20 protein-coding genes, 1 tRNA gene and 2 rRNA genes (1 of these 23 running past the window's edge) are annotated in these 24977 nt (G+C 62.3%); 4 read left to right on the top strand and 19 right to left on the bottom strand.

The window, feature by feature from the left end:
- Nucleotides 1–2: 2 nt before the first annotated feature.
- The 3 genes from RGQ15_RS09170 to RGQ15_RS09160 all read right to left on the bottom strand — a co-directional run bounded on the left by RGQ15_RS09170 (nt 3) and on the right by RGQ15_RS09160 (nt 2854).
- The gene (locus tag RGQ15_RS09170; protein WP_311161069.1) at nt 3–794 is read right to left on the bottom strand and encodes a putative hydro-lyase; all 792 of its coding nucleotides are present in this window, start codon (nt 792–794) and stop codon (nt 3–5) included.
- Nucleotides 791–1561, bottom strand: coding sequence for a LamB/YcsF family protein (locus tag RGQ15_RS09165; RefSeq protein ID WP_311159903.1), 771 nt, complete (start codon nt 1559–1561; stop codon nt 791–793). Before RGQ15_RS09165 ends, RGQ15_RS09170 begins: the two co-directional genes overlap by 4 nt.
- Nucleotides 1562–1624: 63 nt before the next feature.
- Nucleotides 1625–2854: an NRAMP family divalent metal transporter gene (locus RGQ15_RS09160; RefSeq protein WP_311159902.1), complete on the bottom strand. Its 1230-nt coding sequence runs from the start codon at nt 2852–2854 to the stop codon at nt 1625–1627.
- Between the two features lie 278 nt (nt 2855–3132).
- Here RGQ15_RS09160 and RGQ15_RS09155 point away from each other — a divergent pair, with 278 nt between their 5' ends.
- The gene (locus RGQ15_RS09155; RefSeq protein ID WP_311159901.1) at nt 3133–3777 is read left to right on the top strand and encodes a GntR family transcriptional regulator; all 645 of its coding nucleotides are present in this window, start codon (nt 3133–3135) and stop codon (nt 3775–3777) included.
- Here RGQ15_RS09155 and pdxR read toward each other — a convergent pair.
- Nucleotides 3774–5261: a MocR-like pyridoxine biosynthesis transcription factor PdxR gene (gene pdxR / locus RGQ15_RS09150; RefSeq protein WP_311159900.1), complete on the bottom strand. Its 1488-nt coding sequence runs from the start codon at nt 5259–5261 to the stop codon at nt 3774–3776. The two genes, RGQ15_RS09155 and pdxR, sit on opposite strands and share 4 nt — an antisense overlap.
- Nucleotides 5262–5281: 20 nt before the next feature.
- On the bottom strand, nt 5282–6643 hold the full coding sequence (gene tpa / locus RGQ15_RS09145; protein ID WP_311159899.1) for a hypotaurine--pyruvate aminotransferase Tpa: 1362 nt from the start codon (nt 6641–6643) through the stop codon (nt 5282–5284).
- 164 nt (nt 6644–6807) lie between these two features.
- On the opposite strand from tpa, the gene RGQ15_RS09140 reads away from it, so the two are divergent.
- Nucleotides 6808–7740, top strand: coding sequence for a sugar-binding transcriptional regulator (locus RGQ15_RS09140; protein ID WP_311159898.1), 933 nt, complete (start codon nt 6808–6810; stop codon nt 7738–7740).
- Here RGQ15_RS09140 and xylB read toward each other — a convergent pair.
- From xylB to RGQ15_RS09090, 10 genes are all read right to left on the bottom strand, one after another.
- Entirely contained in the window at nt 7737–9173 is a 1437-nt protein-coding gene (gene xylB / locus RGQ15_RS09135; RefSeq protein WP_311159897.1) for a xylulokinase, read from the bottom strand. The two genes, RGQ15_RS09140 and xylB, sit on opposite strands and share 4 nt — an antisense overlap.
- Before the next feature lie 3 nt (nt 9174–9176).
- Nucleotides 9177–10628, bottom strand: a complete 1452-nt coding sequence (locus RGQ15_RS09130; protein WP_311159896.1) for an FGGY-family carbohydrate kinase — start codon at nt 10626–10628, stop codon at nt 9177–9179.
- A gap of 15 nt (nt 10629–10643) precedes the next feature.
- Nucleotides 10644–11303 carry an HAD family hydrolase gene (locus RGQ15_RS09125; RefSeq protein WP_311159895.1) on the bottom strand — a complete coding sequence of 220 codons (660 nt, stop codon included), beginning with the start codon at nt 11301–11303 and terminating at the stop codon, nt 10644–10646.
- Nucleotides 11304–11306: 3 nt separating this feature from the next.
- Nucleotides 11307–12770, bottom strand: coding sequence for a mannitol dehydrogenase family protein (locus RGQ15_RS09120; protein ID WP_311159894.1), 1464 nt, complete (start codon nt 12768–12770; stop codon nt 11307–11309).
- A gap of 1 nt (nt 12771) precedes the next feature.
- Nucleotides 12772–13536, bottom strand: a complete 765-nt coding sequence (locus RGQ15_RS09115) for an L-iditol 2-dehydrogenase (protein ID WP_311159893.1) — start codon at nt 13534–13536, stop codon at nt 12772–12774.
- The gene (locus RGQ15_RS09110) at nt 13533–14531 is read right to left on the bottom strand and encodes an ABC transporter ATP-binding protein (protein ID WP_311159892.1); all 999 of its coding nucleotides are present in this window, start codon (nt 14529–14531) and stop codon (nt 13533–13535) included. Before RGQ15_RS09110 ends, RGQ15_RS09115 begins: the two co-directional genes overlap by 4 nt.
- Before the next feature lie 11 nt (nt 14532–14542).
- Nucleotides 14543–15373 (bottom strand): carbohydrate ABC transporter permease, encoded by an 831-nt coding sequence (locus RGQ15_RS09105; RefSeq protein WP_311159891.1) that lies wholly within the window; start codon nt 15371–15373, stop codon nt 14543–14545.
- Between the two features lie 4 nt (nt 15374–15377).
- Nucleotides 15378–16247: a carbohydrate ABC transporter permease gene (locus RGQ15_RS09100; RefSeq protein WP_311159890.1), complete on the bottom strand. Its 870-nt coding sequence runs from the start codon at nt 16245–16247 to the stop codon at nt 15378–15380.
- A 76-nt stretch (nt 16248–16323) separates the two neighbouring features.
- Nucleotides 16324–17631, bottom strand: coding sequence for an ABC transporter substrate-binding protein (locus RGQ15_RS09095; RefSeq protein WP_311159889.1), 1308 nt, complete (start codon nt 17629–17631; stop codon nt 16324–16326).
- A 97-nt stretch (nt 17632–17728) separates the two neighbouring features.
- The gene (locus RGQ15_RS09090) at nt 17729–18634 is read right to left on the bottom strand and encodes a LysR family transcriptional regulator (RefSeq protein WP_311159887.1); all 906 of its coding nucleotides are present in this window, start codon (nt 18632–18634) and stop codon (nt 17729–17731) included.
- A gap of 105 nt (nt 18635–18739) precedes the next feature.
- On the opposite strand from RGQ15_RS09090, the gene RGQ15_RS09085 reads away from it, so the two are divergent.
- Nucleotides 18740–20131 (top strand): amidase, encoded by a 1392-nt coding sequence (locus tag RGQ15_RS09085; RefSeq protein WP_311159886.1) that lies wholly within the window; start codon nt 18740–18742, stop codon nt 20129–20131.
- A 78-nt stretch (nt 20132–20209) separates the two neighbouring features.
- Nucleotides 20210–21031, top strand: a complete 822-nt coding sequence (locus RGQ15_RS09080) for a sulfotransferase family 2 domain-containing protein (protein WP_311159885.1) — start codon at nt 20210–20212, stop codon at nt 21029–21031.
- A 63-nt stretch (nt 21032–21094) separates the two neighbouring features.
- On the opposite strand, the gene RGQ15_RS09075 is transcribed toward RGQ15_RS09080, so the two are convergent.
- The 4 genes from RGQ15_RS09075 to RGQ15_RS09060 form a co-directional block, all read right to left on the bottom strand.
- On the bottom strand, nt 21095–22270 hold the full coding sequence (locus RGQ15_RS09075) for a hypothetical protein (RefSeq protein ID WP_311159884.1): 1176 nt from the start codon (nt 22268–22270) through the stop codon (nt 21095–21097).
- Nucleotides 22271–22876: 606 nt separating this feature from the next.
- Nucleotides 22877–22953 (bottom strand) — tRNA-Met (locus RGQ15_RS09070).
- A 58-nt stretch (nt 22954–23011) separates the two neighbouring features.
- Nucleotides 23012–23126, bottom strand: a 5S ribosomal RNA gene (gene rrf / locus RGQ15_RS09065).
- Between the two features lie 96 nt (nt 23127–23222).
- Nucleotides 23223–24977: ribosomal RNA gene (locus tag RGQ15_RS09060) — 23S ribosomal RNA — on the bottom strand (it continues 1076 nt past the right edge of the window).

Genomic DNA, 24977 nt, shown 5'->3' with positions numbered 1-24977 from the left:
GCTCATACCTGCCACCGACTGTCGGGCACGTCGGTGATGAACATGTGCCCCGGCGCATGCGTGATGGCGAAAGGCGGCTTCGAGGCCATGACGGCGGCTTGCGGCGTGACACCGCAGGCCCAGAAAACCGGAACCTCGCCCTCGCGGATCTCGACCGGGTCACCGAAATCGGGACGGGCTAGATCGGCAATGCCCAGAGCCTCGGGTGCACCGATCTGGATCGGCGCGCCATGCACTGCCGGGAACCGGCCCGAGATCATCGCGGCCTCTGCCACGCGATCGGCCGGGATCGGCCGCATCGAGACGACCAACTGACCGTGCAATCGCCCGGCGGGACGGCATTCGCGATTGGTGAGGTACATCGGCACATTGCACCCTTGGGTGACATGGCGCACCTCGATCCCCGCCTGCATCAGCGGGGTTTCGAAGGTGAAGGAACAGCCGATCAGGAAGGTGACCAGATCGGGATGCTCGGCCCAGACATCGGTCGCGTCGGCCAGCTCCTCGGTCAGCACGCCGTCACGCCAGACGCGATAAAGGGGCAGATCTGTGCGCAGGTCGGCCCCCGGCGCGAGTTCGGTGCGGTGGCTGCCGGGATCGGTCACGTCCAGGACCGGACAAGGTTTCGGGTTCCGCTGCCCATAGAGCAGGAAATCCCAGGCCCAGTCGCGGGGCAGCGAGATCATGTTGCATTGTGTAAAGCCCGGAGCCATGCCGGCTGTGGGGGCAACAAGCCCCTTACGGCATTGCAGGCGGGCAGCGGCGGCGGAGGCTGGGTCGGGGCGCAGCATCAGAGTGCCTCGGTGAAAGCGGTAATTGCGACGCCCGCGGCAAGCAGTTCTTCGCGGATGCGGCGGGCCATCTCGACCGCGCCGGCGCTGTCGCCGTGCACGCAGATGCTGTCGGCCTGAAGACGAAGGATCGTGCCGTCGATCGCCTCGATCACCCCTTCGGTCGCAAGGCGGACCATGCGCGCCGCGACCAGTTCGGGATCATGCAGGACAGCCCCCTTTTCGCGGCGCGAGACAAGCTGGCCTTCGGGCGTATAGGCGCGGTCGCCGAACGCCTCGGCCACGGTTTTCAGACCGGCGCCATGCGCCCTGTCAAGGATCGGGGCGCCTGCCAGTCCCATCAGCACCAGCGACGGCTCGATCGCCTGAATGGCTGCAATCACCGCATCGGCCTGGCGGGCATCGGTAGCGATCGTGTTGTAAAGCGCGCCATGCGGTTTGACATAGGTCACGCGCGTTCCGACCGAGGCGGCAAGCCCCTGCAGCGCGCCGATCTGGTAGATCACGTCCGCCGTCAGTTCGGCCGAAGTCACGTCCATCGGGCGGCGGCCGAAGCCCACCCGGTCGGGATAGGACACATGCGCCCCGACCGCGACACCTTTCGCCGCCGCATCGCGCAGCGTGGCAAGGATCGTCAGCGGATCGCCGGCATGAAAGCCGCAGGCCACGTTGGCCGAACTGACGATCCGAAGCATCGCGCCGTCATCGCCCATGCTCCACGCACCATAGCCCTCGCCAAGATCGCTGTTCAGGTCGATCGAATGGGTCATGCTGTCCTCCTCATTCTTGAAAGGCGGTGGCCCGTCGCTGGCCACCGCGGTGTTTTTGTCAGGTTAGCCGAGCAGGAATGAAAAGATCGTGCCGACCGACTTGAAGCCCATATACCAGGTCAGGGCGCAGACGACCGCGCTCGCGATCAGCAGCGGACGGTTATAGACATGTCCGCCCATCAGGTCCGAACGGGCAAATCCGATATAGGTGAAGATTGTCAGACCGATCGGCAGGATCAGGCCGTTGAAGCCGCCGACAAAGACGAGGATCGATGCCGGAGCCTTTCCGAGTGCCAGATAGACCACAAGTGAAACAGCGATGAAGATCACCGTGGCAATGTTTCTTCCGCGGTCGTCCATCTCGCCAAACACCGTGAGGAAGCTGACAGAAGTATAAGCCGCGCCGATCACCGAGGTGATGGCCGCCGCCCAGAGAACGACCCCGAAGACCCGCAGGCCCCATTCGCCTAGCGCCGAGGCAAAGGCTTGCGCCGCAGGGTTCGCAGCCTGGCTGGACAGATCCAGGGTGACACCCGAGGCAACGACGCCGAGGATCGCCAGGAACAGGACAAAGCGCATGACGCCCGTGACTGCGATGCCGGTCAGCGATGCGCGGGTGACGGCTTGCAGGTTCTCTTCCCCGACGAGCCCCTTGTCGAGCAGGCGATGCGCGCCCGAATAGGTGATATAGCCGCCGACCGTTCCACCGACGATCGTGGTGATGGTGGCGAAATCGATCGTGTCGGGCAGCACGGCCTGACGCAGGGCCTCGCCCACGGGCGGGTTCGTCGTCAGCGCGACGATCACGGTCATCACGATCATCAACAGACCCAGCCCGATGATCATGCGGTCCAGCAAAAGCCCCGCGCGCCTCGACAGGAAAATGCCGATGGCCAGCAGCGCCGATACCGCGCCGCCGATTTTCGGATCAACCCCCATCATCGCATTTAGGCCAAGCCCCGCGCCTGCGATATTGCCGACGTTGAAGGCCAGACCGCCGATCAGGACCAGCAGGGCCAGCACGTAGCCCGCGCCCGGAATGGCCGCATTCGCCGTGTCGGAAGCTCGGCGGCGGGTCAGCGCGGTGATGCGCCAGATGTTCAGCTGAACAACGAAATCGATGACGATCGAGGCGAGAATGGCAAAGGCAAATGCCGCGCCCATCTTGGCCGTGAACGTCGCTGTCTGGGTAATGAACCCCGGTCCGATGGCCGAAGTGGCCATCAGGAAGATTGCTGCCAGGAACCCGCCCTTGAGGCTGGTGTTGGCTGCGCTGGGAGCGGAAACGCTCATCAGGGATGCTCCTGTTGGTCTGAATTATTGCTCTTGGATGACGGAACTGTGAGTTTGAAGCGACCATCCGTCAAGAATTATGTGACATTGACATCTAGATTGTTGAGCAATTCATGACTGATAGAACGACAATATGCCAAGGAATTGAGCAGGCTGCCTGCTGATCTCACCGACAACTGCCACCATTCCGTGCGCCAACTTCGGCGAATCGATCTCGTCCGACTTGTCTGCCGCGCCCGGCTCGGACAAGATGCGCGACGCCTCAGACGGAACCATTCATGCGCGCAGAACCCAGCCTGACCGAAGAAATCGCCTCGCAATTGCGCGATCAGGTGACCGGAGGGACGCTCGTTCCAGGCCAACGCCTGTCCGAAGCGAAGCTGGCTGCCGAACTGGACATTTCCCGAAACACTCTGCGCGAGGTCTTCCGCCTGCTGACCCGCGAAGGGCTTTTGCGCCATGAGCCGAACCGAGGGGTCTTCGTGGCCGAGCCGTCAATGGCCTCGATCCTCGACATCTATCGCGTGCGCCGTCTGATCGAGGTGCCCGCGCTTGCCCAGGCCTGGCATCGGCACGAAGCGGTGGCCCGCATGACCGCGGCGGTGGAGCGGGCCGAACAGTTGCGCGAAAGCGGCAATTGGCGCGCCATTGGCAGCGCCAACATGGAATTTCACGCAGCCATCGTGGCGCTGACCGACAGCCCGCGCCTGATCGCCTTCTTTGCCCAGATCATCGCCGAACTTCGGCTGGCCTTCGGCCTGCTCGACAGCCCGGAATTGCTGCACGGCCCGTATATCCACCGCAATGCCGAGATCCTCTCGACGCTCGAGGCAGGCAAGGCCGAGCAGGCCGCCGAAATGCTCGACGAATATCTGGGCCAGTCCGAACGCGCCGTTCTACAGGCATTTGCGCGGCTGGGCTAATCCCTGCCTGCCAGCATTCGGCCAAGCTCCGCGATACGACGGACCCCTTCGTCGATATCGCTCGCCGCGATCGAGGAATAGGCCAGCCGAAAGAACCCTGAACCGGCCTCGGGGGCGCGAAAGAAGGGTCGTCCCGGCTCGATCAGAACGCCCTGCGGCCGCAACTCGCGCGCAAGCAGGTCGCTGTCCACGCCGTGCGGCGTCGCCAGCCAGAAGCTCGACCCGCCCGCCTTTCCTGTCGCCCCCCGGTTCATGTCGTGACGCATCAGGGCCAGGGAGGTTACCTTGTGCCGCTCGGCAAAGGCTTCGCGCATGCGTTTCAGCTGCCTGTCGTAATGACCAAGCGACAGGAAATAGGCCATCGTGCGCTGAACATGCCCCGGAGGATGGCGAAGCATCATCCCGCGCCTCGCACGCGCCTCGGCGATGAAGGTCGGATCGGCGACGATATAGCCGAGCCTCAAACCCGGAAAGACAGATTTCGAAAAAGAGCCGATATGGATCACGGCCCCGCTGCGATCCATTGCCTTCAACGCGGGCGAGGTTGAGCCCGCAAAGGAAATCTCGAATTCATAGTCATCTTCGACAATGACGATCTCGCGCTCGGCGGCCAGACGCAGCAGGTCCTCGCGCCGCTCCCGGGGCATGGTGCGGTTGGTCGGGCATTGGTGGCTGGGGGACGTGAAGACAACAGAGATGTCGTCCGGAATGGAAGCAGGCGGCAGGCCGTCGGAATCGAGCGCGACAGGCACGACATTCGCACGGAGCGTGGTCAGGATTTCATGCAGCCCCGGATAGCCCGGTTCCTCGATCGCGCAGGCCGCGCCGCGATCAAGAAGGATCTCGGAAATGAGCCAGAGCGCATTTTGCGCGCCAAGCGTCAGCAGGATTTCCTGCGCGCGGGCCTTGATCCCCCGACGGGGCAAAAGGTGGCGTATGATGAAATCGACCAGTTCAGGATCATCGCCATCATATTGATCGTCCGACAATGCGCCAAGATCACGACGGCCAAGGGCACGCACCGCACATTCCCGCCAGGCCGCATGATCGATCAGACGGTCATCCGTCTGACCATAGAGAAACCGGTAGGGATAGTTTCGCCAATCGGTCGGTCGGTCCTTCCGCCGCGCCGCAAGGTTGCGCCCGTCCAGCCGCGAAGACCAGTCGAACCGGGGCGCTTCCTGCAAGGTGGCAGGCCCGGGGCCAAGATCCTCGATCCGATCCGAGATGAAATAGCCCGACCTGCCCCGCGCAATCAGGTAGTCAGTGGCGACAAGATCGCCATAGGCTTGCGTGACCGTGATCCGCCCGACGCCGAGATGGGCGGCCAGTGCCCGGCTTGACGGCATCCGTTCACCCGGTCGCAACCGGCCTTCATGCACGGCAAGCACGATTTGCCGGCGCAACTGAAGCTGCAGCGGCTGGGCCACGGCCCTGTCGATCAGGAATGTCTCGGGTGGGATCTGCATGGCGGCCTGAAGCATGTCCGGGCCGCCATTCTAACTTAGCCGAAAACCCGGGTCAGCGCCGCGTCGATGGCATTCGTCATCAAGTCGATGTCATCGGCCGTGGCGATCAGTGCAGGCGAAAGGCACAGAGTATTGTTGAAACCCGGGACCGAGCGGTTCGTCGCGCCGATGATGACACCCTGCGCAAGGCAGTCTGCAACCACGGCCTGGACCTTCTTTTCATCCGCCGGTTCCTTGGTCAGGCGGTCCGCGACCAGTTCGGCACCGCAGAACAGACCCTTGCCACGAACATCGCCAATGACCTTGTGCTTTTCCATCAGCGCGATCAGGTTCGCGATCACGCGCTCACCCATCAGGGTGCAGTTGTCAAGCAGCCCCTCGTCCTCGATGACTCGCATGTTTTCCAGCGCCGCTGCGGGGCCCGAGGTGCAGCCGCCGAAGGTCGAGATGTCGCGGAAATAGCTCATCCCGTCTTCGGGCGCGTCCTTGAACATGTCGAAGACGCGCTCGGTCGTGACGGTGCAGGAAATCGCCGCATAGCCCGAGGCGACGCCCTTGGCCATGGTCACGAAATCCGGCTCGATGCCGTATTGCTGATAGCCGAACCACTTGCCGGTCCTGCCGACGCCGCAGACGACCTCGTCGATATGCAGCAGGATGTCGTATTTGCGGCAGATTTCCTGGACGCGCTGCCAGTATCCTTCGGGCGGGGTGATCACGCCGCCGCCGGCGGTAACCGGTTCCAGCACGATCGCCCCGACGGTGTCCGGGCCTTCGCGCAGGATGACCTCCTCGATGGCGTCGGCCGCGCGCTCGCCGTAATTCTCGACATCCCATTGCTTGCGATATTCAAGGCAATGCGGCACGCGGACAAAGCCGTCCGGATAGGGGCCGTATTGCATCGCGCGCTGATCCTGACCCGAGGTCGCGAGCGTCCCGATCGTGGTGCCGTGATAGTCGCGGTCGCGGTACAGGATCTTCCATTTCTTGCCGCCGTAATGGCGCGCCGCGATCTGGCGCACCATCTTGTAGACCTTTTCGTTCGCTTCCGAGCCCGAGTTCGAATAATAGACCCGGCTCATGCCCGGCATCTTTTCGATCAGGCGCTGCGCGAATGTCGCGCCCGGAACGGTGCCAGCGGCCCCCGCGTAATAGTTCAGCTTCACGAGCTGGTCGCGCACGGCGTTCGCGATGCTTTCGCGGCCATAGCCGACATTGACCGTCCAGACGCCGCCTGACACGGCGTCCAGGAACTCGCGGCCGGTGGCATCCCACAGCCGCATCCCCTTGCCTTCGACGAAGACGCGCGGATCGATGGTTTCATACTGTTTATGCTGGCTCAGATGGTGCCAGACATGGGCCTTGTCCGCTGCGATGACCGGGCTGAGGTCGTTCATTTCTTGCCTCTGTCGAAAGGAGGGGGAATCTTGACCAGACGACAATACGTTCCCAATGCCAGCCGTTATAGATCCAAATTGACATGTTCGATAGATCCAGCGTGAGAAACTGGACGCCTGACCTGACAGGGAATAGACAAAGCCGGAAAAAGACAGGGGGATGAATGCCGGAAGACGGGCAAAAACTTGAGCTGGCGGCGCGTGCCGCATGGCTTGCGCATGTCGCCGGCAAGACCCAGGACGAGATCGCCGGCATCATGGGTGTTTCACGGCAGACCGCGCAGCGGCTGGTTTCGCAGGCCATGGCCGAGGGGCTGGTCAAGATCCGCATCGATCACCCTTTTGCCCATTGCCTTGAACTTGCCCGAAACCTGCGCGCGAAATGGGATCTGGAGTTCTGCGAGATCGCGCCGGCAGACGCCGCCGAGGCGGGCGTTGCGCATCATCTCGCGCGGGCGATGGAACGCTGGCTGCGCCGAACCGAGCCGCTGACCCTGGCGATCGGAACCGGCCGAACCTTGCGTGCGGGCATCGAACGCCTGCCCCATATCGACTGCCCCCAGCACCGCATCGTGTCGCTGACCGGCAACATAGCTACGGATGGATCGACCGCTTATTACAACGTGCTCTTCTCGCTTTCCGAACTGGTCACCGCCCGCAGCTTTCCCCTGCCGCTCTCGGTCCTTGTTCCTACGGCAGCCGAGCGGCGTGCGATGATGAGCCAACCCGGCATCCAGCGAGTGATTGAAATGTCGCGTCAGGCAGAGGTCGCATTTGTCGGGATCGGGACGATGGATGACAGCGCCGCGCTGATGCTCGACGGCTTCCTGACCCGCCCCGATCTGGATCTCATGGTTGCCGCAGGCGCCGTCGGGGAAATCACCGGCTGGGCCTATGACGATACCGGTCGTCTGATCGAGGGCCTGAGCAACGATCGCGTCGCCTCGGCCCCGATCCCGCCACGCGACACCACGCTGGTCATCGGCGCAGCTTTTGGCCCCGAGAAGCTGCCCGCGATCCGCGGCGCCCTTGCCGGCCGGCTGATCGGCGGGCTCATCACGGATGCCGCGACCGCGGCGGCGCTTCTGGACAGCTAGCCACGACTGGCGGGATAAAGCGCCCGGAAACGGCTTCGGCCATCAGCGAATGCCTGGGTCATGCTGCGGTCCGGCAGGATCTCGGACGCGATCTCGGGCATCAGGCAAATTTCTTTGGGCTTGGCCCCCGTATCGGCCATCATGGCCAGACGTGCGGCGCCGAATGCCGCGCCATAGTCGCCGCCCACCGGCACGACCACCGGCAGGTCCAGCACGGTCGCGATGAGCTTCAGCCAGTAATCCGAGCGCGCGCCGCCGCCCAGCGCGAGAAGGGCGTCGAGACGAGCCCCGGCCAAGCGAAGTGCCGTAAGGTTGTCGGCCAAGGCATAGGTGACGCCCTCGAGCACGGCGCGCGTCAGAGCCGCGCGGTCTGTCGTAGGGGTGAGTCCGGCCAGCAGCCCCTTGGCGGCCGCGTCATTATGCGGCGTGCGCTCTCCGGCAAGATAAGGCAGGAAGAGAACCGTTCCCGGCCCCCGCAAAGCCCCCAGATGAGACGTGAGGTCGGCGGGTTTTTCCCGCAGCACCCCGGCGAGCCATTCGAGCGCCGCCGAAGCAGACAGGATCACTCCCATCTGGTGCCAGGTCTGGGGGATCGCGTGGCAGAATGCGTGGACTGCCGTTTCGGGCGCCGGCAGAAAGCGATCCGATGCCGCGAAAACCACGCCCGAAGTCCCGAGGCTCACGAAGCCCTGCCCCTCGGTCACGGTCCCAGCGCCGATTGCCGTCGCTGCATTGTCGCCTGCCCCGCCCGCGACGACAACGGAGCCCTCGATGCCCCATTCCTGTGCCAGTTCGGCGCGAAGATGGCCTGAAACCTCGGAGCCCTCGACCAGCGCGGGCATCTGCGACCGGCTCATCCCGCTGGCGGACAGCAATGGCTCGGACCAGTCCCGTGCCGCGACATCCAGCCAGCTTGTCCCCGAGGCATCGGACATTTCGCTGACGCGTTCCCCGGTCAGCCAGAACCGAAGATAGTCCTTGGGCAAGAGAACGGTCTTGGTGCGCGCGAACAGATCCGGTTCGTGTCGCGACATCCAGACGAGCTTGGGCGCGGTGAACCCCGGGAACACGATATTGCCCGACAGCCTGCGAATTTCAGGCGCGGCATCAAGCTCGGCGGCCTCGGCATGGGCGCGTGTATCATTCCATAATATCGCGGGGCGTATCACCTGCCCGGCGCCGTCCAGCGTCACCGCTCCGTGCATCTGGCCCGAAAGACCGATGCCCCGCACGCCCTTCAAACCATGGCTCCGAGCCAGCGCGCCCACTGCCTTGCGCGTCGCGGCGATCCAGTCGGCGGGGTCCTGCTCGGACCAGTTCGGGTGGGGGCGCTGTACGGCAAGCCGGGCCGTTTCCGAGCGCAGGACGCGCTGCGCCTCGTCGATCAGCGTCGCCTTGACGCCGGAAGTGCCCAGATCGATGCCCAGATACATTGCTCAGTTCCTTGCTGTGAGTTCCGAGATTTCAGCACGCTGCTGCTGCATGCGCAGGAAGACGGCCCAGTCCCGCTCGCGCCGGGCGACCGCCTCGGGGTTGGGCCGGGTCACCTCGACCGCGCGGGCAAACCGCTTGCGCGCGGCATGTATGCCGCCAAGAAGCGGCGCTGCGGCCGCGATCGCCGTCCCGCGCAGGACGGCATCCTCGGGTTGCCAGTGGATCTCGGCGCCGGTCGCGTCGGCGTAAAGCTGGCGCAGCAAGGGCGCGCGCGCCTGGCCGCCCGCCATCGCCAAACGATCGGGCCGCAAGCCCATATGCGCAATGACCTGCCTTGTGCCAAGCGCGATCCCGACGGCGGAACGCCAGTAAAGCGCGTCCAGCGCCGGCGCGCCGCGATCCAGTGACATGCCATGGACGACCCCGCGCATCAGCGGGTCCGCGAAGGGGGCACGATTGCCCTTGAAGTCGGGAAGGACGTGCAGCCCCTGCCCCGGCTCGGGCATCGCTGCAATGCGCGCCAGAATCTCGCCATGGCTGGTTTCGAACGGATATTGCCGACGAATCGAATCGAGCAGTGCCCCGGTGGCGGACTGGCCGCCCTCGCTCACCGTCTGATCGGGCAGGATCGCGCCGGGATAGGGCCCCCAAAGCGCGGGGGTTGCCGCAACATCCGGCGCCATGACGCAATTCGATGTCCCCGCGATCAGCGCCGGCATGCCTGGTGCGGCACCAAGGGCACCGGCGAACGCGTCGATCAGCCCCGCAGAGACGATACATTCACGATCAAGACCCAATTCCGCCGCGCCCTGCCGCGAAAGCGGCCCGATCTCGGCACCCGGAGCCAGCACCCTGTCTTCATGAGGGAAACCTGCAATCCCCAGACCCTCCAGAAGGTCATGGGCCCAACCGCCGCGATCGGGCAGATAGGGCCATTTCGCGGCCGCCGCGCAAAGCGAGCGAGCCGCGATCCCGGTGGCACGCCATGCAAGGTGATCGCACAGATCGTGCACAGCCCGAAGTTCGGCCCAGACATCGGGACGATGGCGCGCGAGCCAAAGAAGCTTCGGTGTCTGCATCTCGGGGGAAACCGATCCGCCCGCCCGGACAACGACCTCGTGGCGGATGCGACCCAGCTCCTCTGCTTCGGCCACGGCACGATGGTCGTGCCATGCGATCACGTCCGGGGCAAAGTTCGGAGCGTCGACGACGAGAGAACAGGTGGCATCGAAGGCCAGCGCCTGAACCTGCGCAGGACTCGCGCCGGCCATGCGACGCGCTTCGGCCAAAGCGTCGGAAACCGCCTGCCAGATCTCGGCAAAGTCGAAGCCAGCCTGGCCGCCGGGCGATGGGAGTGTCGCAAAGCCCCGGCTGGCACGGGCGACAAGCTGGCCCTCGACCGAGAAGAGCCCCGCACGCGCGCGGGCCGAGCCGACATCAACCGCAGCGATCAACAATGACCTTACCCCCTACCCCAGTCGGGCCAGAGTGTTGGGCAATTCCCGCGCATGTTCAATGAGCGCGTCGGGGGCAAGTGCGGCAAGCCGCTCGCGCAGCCGCGCCGGAGCAGCGTGGCTGCCGCCGAGAAAGCCAATGCAGCGCATCCCGGCCGCCCTCGCGGCATGGATCCCGGCAGGGCTGTCCTCGATCACGACGCAATCGCGCGGTTCAACTCCAAGGCTGCTGGCGGCAAGCAGGAACAGGTCCGGGGCGGGCTTGCCATTGCGCACCTGTGTCGCGGAATAGACATGCGGTCCGAACAGGGGGGCAATCCCCGTGAGCCGGAGCGACAGGGCCAGTCGATCGGGCGCGCTCGACGACGCCACGGCGCGCGGAGCGTCGCAATCGGCGATCATCTCGGCCATGCCATCGACCGCCTTCAGCTCACGGCCCAAGCGCTGTGCCAGGGCCTCACGGTAACCGGGAAGTGCGGGACGGACATCGACCGCGAAATCGCGCGCCACCGCATCAATGATGGTCTGAATCGAGCGACCCAGGAATTCATCGTAGATGCGGGCTGAGTCCACTGGCGCACCGATCCTGTCGAGCATCGCCAGCAGTTCGATGACGGCCAGCGGCTCGGAATCGACCAGCACCCCATCGCAATCGAAGATCAGCGCCTGCGTCAAATCTCAGCCCTTCAGATAGGCTTTCAGCGTCGCTTCGGTCCCTTCGCGCCAGAGCATGGCCAGCCAGCGTGCGAAGGGGGCGGCAAAACGCGGGTCCTGTCCGGTCGCGCCGTAGATCTCGGACATGCCGAGCCATGCCGACGGATTCGCCTTGGCCGCCGCGGCCTTTTCGGTCAGTCGATCCCAGTTCGGGTCATTCGGTTCGATCGTCGCGCCGCTATCGGTCATGCCTGCGCAATAGCGGCACCAGAGCGCGGATTCCAGCGCCAAGCCATCGACCGGAAGGTTCCGGGCCAGCCGATCGTTTATCGTCGGAATGATGAACTTGGGCTGGCGGTTCGATCCGTCAAGGCACAGCCGCCGTATGGTGTCGCCGATCTTGGGATTGGCGCAGCGCTCGGCCACCTTTCGGTAATAACCGTGCAGGTCGGTGCCGGGAACCGGGGGCACGATGGGGATGATTTCATCGGTCTCGATCTTGTCGAGAAAAGCCCGAACAAGTGGGCTCTCCATTCCTTCATGGACGAAATGGATATCCATCAGACCCGAGGGATAGGCAATGACCGCATGCCCACCGTTCAGGATGCGGATCTTCATCAACTCCCAAGGCGTCACGTCCGCGACGAACTCGACGCCTGCATCCTCGAGGGGCGGCCGTCCCGAGGGGAAATTGTCCTCGAGTACCCATTGGATGAAGTCTTCGGCGAAGACGGGATTGTCATCCTCGACCCCAAAATCCTCGCGGATCATCCTCCGCTCGCGGTCGCTTGTTGCCGGGGTGATGCGGTCGACCATGGCGTTGGGAAAGGCCACGTTGGCCGCAATCCAATCGGCAAGGTCGGGGTCGGACAGCCGCGCGGTTTCGACGACGGCCTCGCGGGTGACCTTGCCGTTATGGGGAATATTGTCGCAGCACATGACGGTAAAGGACGGGATGCCCGCCGCACGCCGCGCCTTCAGCCCGGCAACCAGCATGCCGAACACGGTCCTGGGGTTTTGGGGATCGCGGCCATCATCGACGATTGCCGGATGCGTCGGGTCAAAATGCCCGGTGGTCGCGTCGATGAAATAGCCCCCCTCGGTAATGGTCAGGCTGGCGATGCGAATGGCGGGATCGGCCAGCTTCGCCACGATCGCCGCGCTATCGGCGGGCGGCAGGTAGTCGATCATCGGCCCGATCACGCGCGCCCGCGACGCCTCGGCAGATTGCTCGACGACGGTGTAAAGCCAGTCCTGTTCGGCAAGCGCATTGCGCATCGCCGCGTCGCTTGGCATGACACCAGCGCCGATGATCGCGAAATCACGACCCTTGCCCAGGTTCATCAGCCGGTCGAGATAGACGGCCTGATGCGCGCGGTGAAAATTGCCCAGACCGAAATGGATGATCCCCCCGGCCAGCGATGCGCGGTCATATTGCGGTGTGGCAACCGGCAGTTGGGCTAAATTGGCTTGGTTCAGCTTGGTCATGTCAGCTCATCCAGTTCCCGCCATCGACATTATAGGTCTGGGCGACGATGTAATCGGCTTCGGGCGTGGCGAGGAAAATTGCCATGCCGGTCAGATCCTCGGCCGTTCCCATGCGCCCGAAGGGCACAGCGGCCGCGACTTCGGATTTCTTCTGCCCGCGCGCCTTGCCCTCATGTTCCGCGAACTTGGCGTCCACCCCGTCCCAATGCTCGCCATCGACGACGCCGGGCGCGATGGCGTTCACGTTGATGCCATGCGCGATCAGGTTCAGCCCGGCGGACTGGGTCAGGCTGATGACCGCGGCCTTGGTCGCGCAATACACACCAACCAACGGCTCGCCCCGCCGCCCGGCCTGGCTGGCCATGTTGATGATCTTGCCCCGCCTGCCTGTCGCGATCATGTGCCGCGCCACGGCCTGCATGGTAAAAAGCGTCCCACCCACGTTGATCGCAAAAAGCGTGTCATAACTGTGGCGGGTGATCTCGGTGATCGGCGCGAGATCGAACAGCGCGGCATTGTTGATCAGGATGTCGATGCCCCCCAGCGCCGAGACGGCATCGGCCAGGCCTGCGTCAATGCTGTCCTGCCGGGTCACGTCCATCACCACGGGATGCGCGCCGATTTCGGCCGCGGTCTGCCGGACGGCCACATCGTTGATATCGGCGATCGCCACCGCCACACCCTCGCGGATATAGGCCTCGGCAAAGGCGCGCCCGATCCCGCGAGCCGCGCCGGTGATGACGGCCGTCTTGCCCGCCAGCCTCATATCGCAAGCCCCTGCTCATCGAAGCGGTAGATCCGACCGTCTTGCGGGGTCAGCCAGATCCTGTCGCCGTCGTGGACGGGAAATTCCCCCTCGGCGCGCGCGACAACATGCGTGCCACTGTCGAGATCGACATGCAGGAAGGTATCCGAGCCAAGATGTTCCGCCACGCCCACGGTACCGGGCAAAAGCCCCTCGGTCGTGGACATGGTGAAATGTTCGGGACGAACGCCGATCGCATGCGCTCCCAGTTGCGCCGCGACATCTCCTTCAAGGAAGTTCATGTTCGGGCTGCCGATGAAACCCGCGACAAAACGGTTGGCGGGTTGGCGGTAAAGCTCAAGCGGCGATCCGACCTGTTCCACCCGCCCTGCCCGCAGGACCACGATCTTGTCGGCCATGGTCATCGCCTCGACCTGATCGTGGGTGACGTAAACCATGGTCGTCGCAAGCTTCTTGTGCAGCTCGGATATCTCGACGCGCATGTTCACCCGCAGCGCGGCATCAAGGTTCGAAAGCGGCTCGTCGAAAAGAAACGCCACGGGTTCACGCACGATGGCGCGTCCGATCGCCACGCGCTGGCGCTGCCCGCCCGATAGCTGACCGGGGCGACGATCCAGGTAATCCGTCAGGTTCAGGATGCCCGCCGCGTGTTCCACCCGCCGCGCCTGTTCATCGGCGGCCATGCCCGCCATCTTCAGCGGAAAGGCGATGTTCTTCCTGACCGACATATGCGGATAAAGCGCATAGGATTGGAACACCATGGCCAGCTTGCGCCTGGCGGGCGGCGCTTGGGTCATATCCTCGCCGTCGATCAGGACTTGGCCCGAGCTTACGTCCTCGAGTCCGGCGATCAGCCGCAACAGGGTCGACTTGCCACAGCCCGAGGGGCCGACAAAGACGACGAATTCGCCATCGTTGATCTGCAGGTCGACGCCGGGAATGACCTCGATGTCTCCGAATGCCTTGCGGACCTTTTGCAGCGTGATGCTTCCCATCATTCTCCCCTTTACTTCACTGCGCCGAACGTCAGGCCGCGCACGAGCTGCTTCTGGCTGAACCAGCCCAGGATCAGGATCGGGGCGATGGCCATGGTGCTCGCCGCCGAAAGTTTCGCGTAAAAGAGCCCCTCTGGGCTGGAATAGCTGGCGATGAAGGTGGTCAGTGGCGCCGCCTTCGAGGTCGTCAGGTTCAGCGTCCAGAAGGCCTCGTTCCAGGCCAGGATCACGTTCAAGAGCATTGTCGACGCGATCCCTGGAACGGCCATCGGCGTCAGGACATGCACGATTTCGTTTCTGAGGCTCGCGCCGTCCATCCGCGCCGCCTCGAGGATCTCGGAGGGGATCTCGCGGAAATAGGTGTAGAGCATCCAGATGATGATCGGCAGGTTGATCAGCATCAGGACGATGGTGATCCCGAGCCGCGTATCCAGCAGGCCCCAGCTGCGGAAAATCAGGTACATCGGGATCAGAACGCCCGCCGCCGGCATCATCTTGGTCGACAGCATCCACATCAAAAGGTCCTTGGTGCGTTTGCCGGGCTGAAAGGCCATCGACCAGGCCGAAGGGATCGCGATCAGCAGGCCGAGCAGGGTCGAGCCGATCGAGATGATGACCGAATTCATGAAATGCCGCAGATAGGACGAGCGCGCCTGAACCTCGGCAAAGTTCTCGGTCGTCCAGTCGAAGAACAGGAACTTCGGCGGGCTTGCGATGGCGTCCGCCTCGGATTTGAAGCTGGTCAGGATCGTCCACAGGATCGGAAAGAAGATCAGCAGCGCCACCAGCCATGCAAGGACGGTGAAAAACCAGCGGCGTCTGTCGGATACACGGCGTGCCATGGCGTTACTCCAGCGTCTTGCCGATCATCCGCATCAGGAAGATCGCGACGATATTGGCAAGGATGACGGCGATGATGCCGCCTGCGGATGCGCCGCCCACGTCGAATTGCAGCAGCGCCTGCGAGAAGACGAGATAGGTCAGGTTCGTCGACTGATAGCCCGGCCCGCCATTGGTGGTCACAAGGATCTCGGCAAAGACCGACAGCAGGAAGATCGTCTCGATCAGGATGACGACCGTGATCGCCCGCGACAGATGCGGCAGGACCAGATGGGTGAACTTGGCCCATGCCCCCGCGCCGTCCATCTCGGCCGCTTCCATCTGTTCGCTGTCCAGGGATTGCAAAGCGGTCAGCAGGATCAGCGTCGCAAAGGGCAGCCACTGCCAGGCGACGATCAGGATGATCGACATCAGCGGATATTGCGCGAGAAAGTCGATGGGCTGCGCGCCCACCGCCTTGGCCATCCAGGCAAAGAGCCCATTCACCGGGTTCATGAACATGTTCTTCCACACCAGCGCGGAGACGGTCGGCATGATGAAGAAGGGCGCTATCATCAGGATGCGCACGATCCCCTGCCCCATGATCGGCTGATCCAGCAGCAGGGCCAGCACGACTCCGCCCGCGACAGTGATCAACAGAACGCCTCCGACGATCAGCAGCGTATTCTGCATCGCGGTCCAGAAGGCCGGATCGGACAGGAAATACTTGTAGTTGGTCCAGCCGATGAATTGCTCCATGCCGGGCGAAAGCAGGTTGTAGCTTTGAAAGCTGAACCACAGCGTCATCGCCAGGGGAACGATCATCCAGCCCAAAAGCAGCAGGACCGAGGGCGCGACCATGAAGCGCGCAAGGGATTTCTGATGTCTGGTCGCCATGGCCGCGCCTCCCTGTCGCGGGGAATGGAGGAATGTGCAGGGGGCGGAGCCGCCGCCCCCTGCCTAGCCGAGGAGGCTATTTCGGATAGCCGGCCTTGGCCATTTCACGCTCGGCGATCTGCTGGGCCATCTGCAGCGCCTGTTCGACGCTGGACTGGCCTGCAAGTGCTGCCGAGAATTGCTGTCCCACAGAGGTGCCAAGAGCCTGGAACTCGGGGATGCCGATCCATTGCGTGCCGATATAGGGCACCTCGACCGTGGTCGGGTTCTTCAGATCGGCCGACATGATGCTGTCATAGGTCAGCTTCGCGAAGGGCGCCGCATCCAGGTATTCCTGATTTTCGTAAAGCGATGTGCGCGTGCCGGGCGGGACGTTCGCCCAGCCTTCTTCCGCAGCGACCTGCTCGGTATAGGCTTTCGAGGTCGCCCAGGCCACGAACTTCTTCGCGGCGTCCGGCGCATCGGTCGAGGCCGGAATGGCAAGGGTCCAAGCCCAGAGCCACATGGCGGGCTTTTCGCCTTCCGGCGCCAAGGCATAGCCGACCTTGTCCGCGACGGTCGATTCCTTGGGGTTCGACACGAAGCTTGCCGCCACCGTGGCATCCATCCACATGCCGCATTTGCCGGTCTGGAACAGCGCGAGGTTTTCATTGAAGCCGTTAGAGGACGCGCCCGGAGGTCCGGCCTCATTCATGATCGTGACGTAGTCGGTCAGCGCCTTGTTCCATGCTTCGCTGTCGAACTGCGGCTTCCAGTCCATGTCGAACCACGGCGCGCCATAGCTCGCCGCCATCGAGGTGATGAAGGCCATGTTTTCGCCCCAGCCCGCCTTGCCGCGCAGGCAGATGCCGTAGATCTCGGCGGATTTGTCGGTCATCTTGCGCGCAGCGTCGAACACGAAATCCCAGGTCGGGCGCTCGGGCATGGTCAGCCCCGCCTTCTCCATCAGATCGGTGCGGTACATGATCATCGCGGATTCGCCATAGAAGGGCGCGGCGTAAAGCTTGCCGTCCAGTGACAGCCCCTCGGCGATTGGCGGCAGGATGTCGGCGGCGTCGTAATCCTCTCCCATATCCTCGAGCGGCATCAGCCAGCCCTGCTTGGCCCAGATCGGAACTTCGTAATTGCCGACGGTAACGATGTCATACTGCCCGCCCTTGGTGGCGATATCGGTCGTCACGCGCTGGCGCAGGACGTTTTCCTCAAGCGTGACCCATTCCAGCTGGATGTCGGGATTCGCATCCGTGAAGGGCTTGGTCATCTTTTGCATGCGGATCATGTCACCGTTGTTCACGGTGGCGATGGTCAAGGTCTCGGCGGTTGCGGGGACGGCAATCGCCGTCAGGGCACAGGCCCCCATCAGGCCGCGCAGCATATTGGTCATTCTGATCCTCCTCCCATTCGGATCGGCATTTGCCAATGCGATGGGCAAATGCTCACACACGGAAGCGAGTCTGTCAACCCTGACGCCCTCTGGGCGATCAGGCGACGAAGGATCGACGCAGGTGGTCGACGAGGAAATCCGTAAGCAGGCTGGCTGCGGCACTCTGGTGGTGGGCGAGCGGGCGGCACAGTTCGAGATGGGTCTCGATCCGATCACGGGCGCAGAAGCGCCGCAGGGTAAGAAAGCCGCCCTCGATCTCACGCGCGACGGTCTGGCGGGGCAGGATCATCACGGCGGATCCGCGGCAGGCGAGTTCCTTCTGCAATTCCAATGATGCGGACACGAAGGCGAAATGGGGCGGCTCGAGGCCCGCGGCCTGAAGCCGCGCATCGAAAGCACGGCGCACGCCATATGTCCGATCGGGAATTGCGACCGGATGCTGCAGAAGTTGTTCCAGCGTCACTTCGGTCAGGGCTGCCAACGGATGCTGCGGCGCCATGACCGGTTCATGCCGCATCGGCAGGCGAAGCAGAACCTCGATCCTGGGGTCCGGGGGTGTGAACATGGTCACGGCAATCTCAGACGCTCCGGTCGCGGCAGCTTCCAGCGCAGCAGTGGCCGAGGTCACTGTCACCTCGATCTGGATATGAGGATGAAGGCGAGAAAACTCGGCCAATGCCGGTGCCAGCATCGAACTCGCGGCCACACCCGGCACATGCAGCGAGACGGTTCCGCGCTTGAGGCCGCGCAGGTCGTCGATCAGCCGGCGGGCCACCAGCAATTCACGAGAGATCTTCTGGGCGCGTTCGGCCAGAACTTCGCCCGCCGAGGTCAGACGAATGCCCCTCGGGCCACGTTCGACCAAGACAGCGCCAAAGGCGTGTTCAAGCTTGTCGAGTTGACGAGACACCGAGGTGGGGGAAGTATTCAGCGTCTCGGCCGCCTGACGGATCGAGCCTGCCCGGACAAGTTCGTTGAAGGTCGCAATGCTCAGCAAGTCCATGAAACTTCTTGTGCTCCGCAAATCGTGGCACTGCGCGCACAACTTGCCGACTTCCCCTGGCCTGCGCCAGAGATTTCAATCATCGGGCGAACATTGGGTAATTTCATGCACAACATTCTGGACCTGACCGCGCGTCAGGTCGTTTCCGCATTCACGACGAAGGAATTGTCACCCGTCGATTACATGCAGGCGCTGATCGCGCGGGTCGAGGCTTCGGAACCCTGGGTGCAGGCCTTATGGCTTTTCCGCCCCGAAATGGCACTGGAAATGGCCCGCGCATCGGAAGCGCGCTACCTGCGAGGTGCCCCCCTTGGACCGCTTGACGGGATGCCCGTCACGGTGAAGGAACTGATTGCCACCAAAGGCGACCCCGTCCCCACCGGCACCGCCGCATTGCCGCTCGATCCGGCCCGCGAGGACGCCCCGACGGTCGCGAGGTTGCGCGAGGACGGGGCCATCATCTTCGCCAAGACGACCTGTCCCGATTTCGGGATGCTGAGTTCGGGGCTGTCTTCATTTCACGAGTTGAGCCGAAATCCCTGGGATCTTAGCCAGAACCCCGGAGGATCGTCCGCCGGAGCAGCCGCTGCAGGTGCAGCCGGCTACGGCCCGCTGCACGTTGGAACCGACATCGGCGGATCGGTGCGTCTTCCGGCAGGTTGGACCGGGCTCTTCGGCCTGAAGCCCAGCTTCGGCCGGGTTCCGATCGACCCTTACTATACCGGCCGCGTTGCCGGCCCGATGACCCCGACGGTGGATGATGCCGCGCTGATCATGCACTCCATCACGCGACCCGACTGGCGCGATGCCACCGCGCTCGCATACGAGAGGCTCGATTGGGATGTCGGCCCCACCAATGTTCAAGGGCTGAAGATCGGGCTGATGATGGATGCCGGATGCGGCCTGCCGGTCGATCCCGATGTCAGAGAGGCCGTTGCCAAGGCGGCAATGACATTCGAGGAAAATGGAGCCACCATCATCCCGATCGGGCCGGTGCTGACGCGCCCGATGCTCGACGGTCTCGACCGGGCGTGGCGCGCACGCTTCTGGGGCCTCATGCAGAAATTGCCGGCTCAGGCACAGGACCGGATCCTCCCCTATATCCGGCAATGGGCCGCCTCGGCGGCGATGCTGTCGCCAATCGAAGTCGCCGATGGCTACGAACAGATCTACGCGATGAAACGCGCCACCAACGGCGCATTGCAGCGGATCGACTTCATTCTTTCACCTGTCAACCCAAAGCGCAGTTTCGCCGCCGATTGGGCGTCTCCGACGAATGACCCGACCCGCCCCTTCGAGCATATTGCCTTTACCGTTCCCTGGAACATGGGCGAACAACCCGCTGCCTCGATCCATTGCGGCATGAGTTCCACGGGAATTCCGATCGGCCTGCAGATCGTGGGCCACCGCCACGACGATCTGGGCGTCATGCGTCTTTCGCGCGCCTACGAAGAATGGCGCGGCCCGATCACGAACTGGCCTCGTCACGAAAGGTGACAAGGACCGAAGCCGCGGTGCTCCTGTCCGGTTTCTTCACGCGCTGGACTTCGCCTCAAAGGTGGCCGATTTGCGCCAATGATCCGACCTCGGCTCGGATTATCCTGGATGCCACTGGTGCTGCACCTGCATTCGCGACATAAGAGCAGGCTGTATTCACATTGTTTGCGGTCTCATGCGCGACAACCATGTGCTCGGGCCAAGCTTCGGACGGAGACGGAATTGACGTTATTTTTCATGCACATCACCAAAACTGCCGGCGGCTCTCTCAAGGAGCTACTCAAGACCGCCGCCCGAGCGGGGGACGACATTTCCTTCCACTATCCGGATGAGCCGCAATTCCGCCGTCATTTCGATTATGATCGCCTGCCCCGGATCATGTTCGGCCACTTCGTCTATGGGGCGCATGAGCGCGCCGATGCCGCGCCGAATTACGCCTGTTTCCTGCGCGATCCGATGGCCCGGACGATTTCGCATTACCATCACCTGAAAAACAACGACAACAGCAAGGTCGGGACCACGCTTCGCAGCTTTGACACGATGGCCTCTTACCTTCGCCATGCGCGTCACTGGGAATTCGACAACTTCCTGACCCGGACCATTTCGGGTGTGGCCGCGCAGGCGCGCTTTGGCGATGTGGGATACAATACCTATGAACGCGCCCGGCAGAACCTGCGCTGGCAGTTCAGCTATATCGGCCTTTTCGAACAGATGGATGAATCGCTGCAACGGCTGAGAACCATCGTTCCCGGCATCGGCCAGACGCTCCCCTCGGTCAATCGAGGCAAATACTCGCCCGAAGTGACGGACGAGGAATACCGGCTTCTCAGGGCGTTGAACCGCTTCGACGAAATGCTTTACGAAGAGGCCGTCTCGCTTTTCGAAGCGCACAAGCCCTGAAAAGGCAGAGCCCTGCTTCTTGGGCGGGGCTCAACAAGGTAACTTCTTTTTCCGGCACATGCATCAGTGCCGGAAAAAGCGCTTCAATCCCTTTCTGACCTTGGCTGTCAGCGGCTGGATCATGACGACATTCTGGCTTTGCGTCTGCAGGGTCGGACGCACGACGATATCTTGCGAAAGCACCTCGGCCTCGACGGAGAGCTTGAACTTGCAGGGCAATCTCGCCGTCATGCTGGGTCCGAACGCGATTTCCCGTGCCGTCCCGCTCGTCTCGATATCAAGGACATTCAAGCCGTTTCGAAGCTTGGGCCGGTCGGAATGGGCATCTATGTAATTGTCGGTGAATCGGAAGAACATTCTGAGCGGTTCATCTTCGCGGGTCAGACCGTCGCCCGCCTCGTATTGAACCCTTAAGCGCAGGCGCTTCGGAACGTTCGAGCCGTCCGCCATCCGCATCACGAGCTTCGGCGTCAGGTCCGTATTGCTGATCCAACCATTCAGGTCCCTGAAACCTTCGCCGATTTCGCGCAGGGCGATCTCTTCCTGCCTTGGTCCATCCTTCCCCTTTGCACAGAGAAAGAAATATTCCGGCAGGTTCACATAGCCCCCTCCTTCGCCGGTCACCATCGAGATCGCGCGGGCTCGGGTCGCCGCATCGATCTCGAGCCCCATGAAATCGGCCAGTTGCTCGGCCAGCAGACCACTCGCCTCGGCATTCTGTACCACGCGGTCGTAATTCACGAGCAGAACAGGTGACTTTGTCTTGGCATAGAAGGTATTGAGCGCTTCTTGATACGTATGGATGCGGTCAAGAACGCCGGCAATCTGGCCGGCGCCGCGCTGCATCCAACTGTCGAGAATCGAGAGCGTGTTTCGGTAGACCACGACATAGATCGGATTGCGAAGCTCCTTCTCGAAGAAGTCCAGCTTCATTGTCGCCTTGGGCATCTTGAACCCCCAAAGCGCGTTTTCCTCGTTGCGTTGGGCAATATAGCTCCGCAGCTCGGCCGGGTCATTGGTCAGGAAGCTCGGATCCTCGTGATTGAGCCCCGCGCTCTTGCCCATGCAGACACCCAGGGCGCGAATGACCCCCGAGACCATCGAGGTTCCACCGCGCTCGACACCCAGGACAACAACGGTATGCGGTATCGCCTTTTCTTTCTGCGGATTGAGCACGAAGGTGATCGCCTTGCTTTGTGTCCCGAGGCGAGGCTTGTTGACCGCGTTGTCGTCTTTCATGTCATCCCTCTCGTGGGCCTAGGCGACCCGCGGTAATGGCCTTCCATCTGGTGCTCTTCCCTTGGTCGCGGATTCTTCCCTTCCGCCAGGTTTGCGATCGGCGGCCGATCCCATGGGATGCGCCCAGTCAATCAGCTTGGTGTTGTCGATGCAAGCCGGAAGGCGCGCCGGATGCAGCTGATGGTGTCCTTCAGCGGCGCGAAAGTAGGCGGTCTGAACCGCCAGGTATCGCATTGGTACTTCTCGAATGTTTTCATTCGCGATCACGGAGATCCAGCCACAATGACCCAGTACGGTTTCACGCATGTCGTCAAAGATGATAAGCACGAATACTGGATGCGTCAGGGGGCTGGGGCTCAGGCTGCCTTCGAGGAAGCAATGGTCGCAATGACCGGGGTGCGGCCGCGAGCAGCACCTCTTCGCCCATAAGAACATCCCGCGAACATCCACCCCATCCCTTGTCGCATCCGTGTTGCACGGAAGAAATCGGAACGGCTGTAAGCCTTTGGAATCTTTGGGGAGCGGTCGGGACGCGCTTGCAACACGACGCGACACGCAAAAGCCGCCAGAGGGCGGCCTATGTGTTTGTTATCTTGCAGTAAAGTTTGGTTGCGGGGGCAGGATTTGAACCTGCGACCTTCAGGTTATGAGCCTGACGAGCTACCGGGCTGCTCTACCCCGCGCCGTTTTGCCTGGTTTTCGGCGTTTTTTCATCGTTTTGAGAGAACCGTTTCTTTCCAGGTCTGGCGGTGACCTACTCTCCCACGTCTTGAGACGCAGTACCATTGGCGCGACGGCACTTAACGGCCGAGTTCGGGATGGGATCGGGTGTTTTGCTCGTGCTTTGGCCACCAGACCGGGAAAGAAACGGATCGGCGTTACCCTTTGCAGGGTTTCGGTTGTCCAAGGATGCTTTTGGAAGCGTGACAGATTGATCTGTCTTCTTCCGGATCAAATCAAGCCAATCGAGCCATTAGTACCGGTCAACTGAATGCATTGCTGCACTTACATCTCCGGCCTATCGACGTGGTGGTCTTCCACGGCTCTCAAGGGATACCTTGTTTTGAGGGGGGCTTCACGCTTAGATGCCTTCAGCGTTTATCCTGTCCGTTCATAGCTACCCAGCACTGCCGTTGGCACGACAACTGGTCCACCAGTGGAACGTTCACCCCGGTCCTCTCGTACTAGGGGCAACTCCTCTCAAGTATCCTACACCCACGGCAGATAGGGACCGAACTGTCTCACGACGTTCTAAACCCAGCTCACGTACCTCTTTAAATGGCGAACAGCCATACCCTTGGGACCTGCTCCAGCCCCAGGATGAGATGAGCCGACATCGAGGTGCCAAACGATGCCGTCGATATGGACTCTTGGGCATCATCAGCCTGTTATCCCCAGCGTACCTTTTATCCGTTGAGCGATGGCCCTTCCACTCGGGACCACCGGATCACTATGGCCGACTTTCGTCTCTGCTCGACTTGTCAGTCTTGCAGTCAGGCTGGCTTCTGCCATTGCACTCAACGAGCGATTTCCGACCGCTCTGAGCCAACCTTCGCGCGCCTCCGTTACTCTTTGGGAGGCGACCGCCCCAGTCAAACTACCCACCACGCAGGGTCCCGGACCCGGATAACGGGCCGCGGTTAGACATCAAGAGTGCGAAGGGTGGTATCTCAAGGATGGCTCCACAGCGACTGGCGTCACTGCTTCGATGCCTACCACCTATCCTGCACATCACAATCCTGATGCCAGTGCGAAGCTATAGTAAAGGTGCATGGGGTCTTTCCGTCTAACCGCGGGAAGTCTGCATCTTCACAGACAATTCAATTTCGCTGAGTCCACATTTGAGACAGCGGGGAAGTCGTTACGCCATTCGTGCAGGTCGGAACTTACCCGACAAGGAATTTCGCTACCTTAGGACCGTTATAGTTACGGCCGCCGTTTACCGGGGCTTCAATTCAATGCTTGCACATCTCCTTTTAACCTTCCGGCACCGGGCAGGCGTCAGACCCTATACGTCGCCTTACGGCTTCGCAGAGCCCTGTGTTTTTAGTAAACAGTCGCCACCCCCTGGTTTGTGCCCCCCGCCGATAGTTGCCTACCAACGGGGCCTCCTTCTCGCGAACTTACGGAGGTATTTTGCCGAGTTCCTTAAATGTGGTTCTCTCAAGCGCCTTGGTATTCTCTACCAGTCCACCTGTGTCGGTTTAGGGTACGGTCTTGTGGAGGGCTATTTCCAGGAACCGCTCACCAGCCCTTCCAATCCGATAAGGAAGAACTAGCTCTGCGATCCGTCACCATCTCCTGGCCCAGGAATATTAACCTGGTTCCCATCGACTACGCCTTTCGGCCTCGCCTTAGGGGCCGGCTTACCCTGCTCAGATTAGCTTTAAGCAGGAACCCTTGGACTTTCGGCGACAGGGTCTCTCACCCTGTTTGTCGCTACTCATGTCAACATTCTCGCTTCTGATCACTCCACCGGATGCCTTACAGCCCGGCTTCACAGTCAGAACAATGCCTCCGTAACCCCGAAGGGCTAAAGAGGCAGCGTTCTATATCACAGAACGCTCCGCTACCACGCACATAAATGTGCATCCAAAGCTTCGGCTCGTGGCTTGAGCCCCGTTACATCTTCGCCGCAAGACCTCTTGATTAGACCAGTGAGCTGTTACGCTATCTTTAAAGGATGGCTGCTTCTAAGCCAACCTCC

The organism is Paracoccus sp. MBLB3053 (assembly GCF_031822435.1).
GTDB lineage: Bacteria > Pseudomonadota > Alphaproteobacteria > Rhodobacterales > Rhodobacteraceae > Paracoccus > Paracoccus aurantius.
This window is presented reverse-complemented; position numbering and strand designations above follow the sequence as displayed.

What these genes read in the sequence shown, in the direction of transcription:
- pdxR (WP_311159900.1), bottom strand. Translation starts at nt 5,261, where the DNA reads ATGCTTCAGGCCGCCATGCAGATCCCACCCGAGACATTCCTGATCGAC.
- RGQ15_RS09115 (WP_311159893.1), bottom strand. Translation starts at nt 13,536, where the DNA reads ATGAGGCTGGCGGGCAAGACGGCCGTCATCACCGGCGCGGCTCGCGGG.
- RGQ15_RS09090 (WP_311159887.1), bottom strand. Translation starts at nt 18,634, where the DNA reads ATGGACTTGCTGAGCATTGCGACCTTCAACGAACTTGTCCGGGCAGGC.
- tpa (WP_311159899.1), bottom strand. Translation starts at nt 6,643, where the DNA reads ATGAACGACCTCAGCCCGGTCATCGCAGCGGACAAGGCCCATGTCTGG.
- RGQ15_RS09095 (WP_311159889.1), bottom strand. Translation starts at nt 17,631, where the DNA reads ATGACCAATATGCTGCGCGGCCTGATGGGGGCCTGTGCCCTGACGGCG.
- RGQ15_RS09075 (WP_311159884.1), bottom strand. Translation starts at nt 22,270, where the DNA reads ATGAAAGACGACAACGCGGTCAACAAGCCTCGCCTCGGGACACAAAGC.
- xylB (WP_311159897.1), bottom strand. Translation starts at nt 9,173, where the DNA reads ATGTATCTGGGCATCGATCTGGGCACTTCCGGCGTCAAGGCGACGCTG.
- RGQ15_RS09110 (WP_311159892.1), bottom strand. Translation starts at nt 14,531, where the DNA reads ATGGGAAGCATCACGCTGCAAAAGGTCCGCAAGGCATTCGGAGACATC.
- RGQ15_RS09105 (WP_311159891.1), bottom strand. Translation starts at nt 15,373, where the DNA reads ATGGCACGCCGTGTATCCGACAGACGCCGCTGGTTTTTCACCGTCCTT.
- RGQ15_RS09120 (WP_311159894.1), bottom strand. Translation starts at nt 12,770, where the DNA reads ATGACCAAGCTGAACCAAGCCAATTTAGCCCAACTGCCGGTTGCCACA.
- RGQ15_RS09100 (WP_311159890.1), bottom strand. Translation starts at nt 16,247, where the DNA reads ATGGCGACCAGACATCAGAAATCCCTTGCGCGCTTCATGGTCGCGCCC.
- RGQ15_RS09140 (WP_311159898.1), top strand. Translation starts at nt 6,808, where the DNA reads ATGCCGGAAGACGGGCAAAAACTTGAGCTGGCGGCGCGTGCCGCATGG.
- RGQ15_RS09165 (WP_311159903.1), bottom strand. Translation starts at nt 1,561, where the DNA reads ATGACCCATTCGATCGACCTGAACAGCGATCTTGGCGAGGGCTATGGT.
- RGQ15_RS09080 (WP_311159885.1), top strand. Translation starts at nt 20,210, where the DNA reads ATGATCCGACCTCGGCTCGGATTATCCTGGATGCCACTGGTGCTGCAC.
- RGQ15_RS09085 (WP_311159886.1), top strand. Translation starts at nt 18,740, where the DNA reads ATGCACAACATTCTGGACCTGACCGCGCGTCAGGTCGTTTCCGCATTC.
- RGQ15_RS09160 (WP_311159902.1), bottom strand. Translation starts at nt 2,854, where the DNA reads ATGAGCGTTTCCGCTCCCAGCGCAGCCAACACCAGCCTCAAGGGCGGG.
- RGQ15_RS09155 (WP_311159901.1), top strand. Translation starts at nt 3,133, where the DNA reads ATGCGCGCAGAACCCAGCCTGACCGAAGAAATCGCCTCGCAATTGCGC.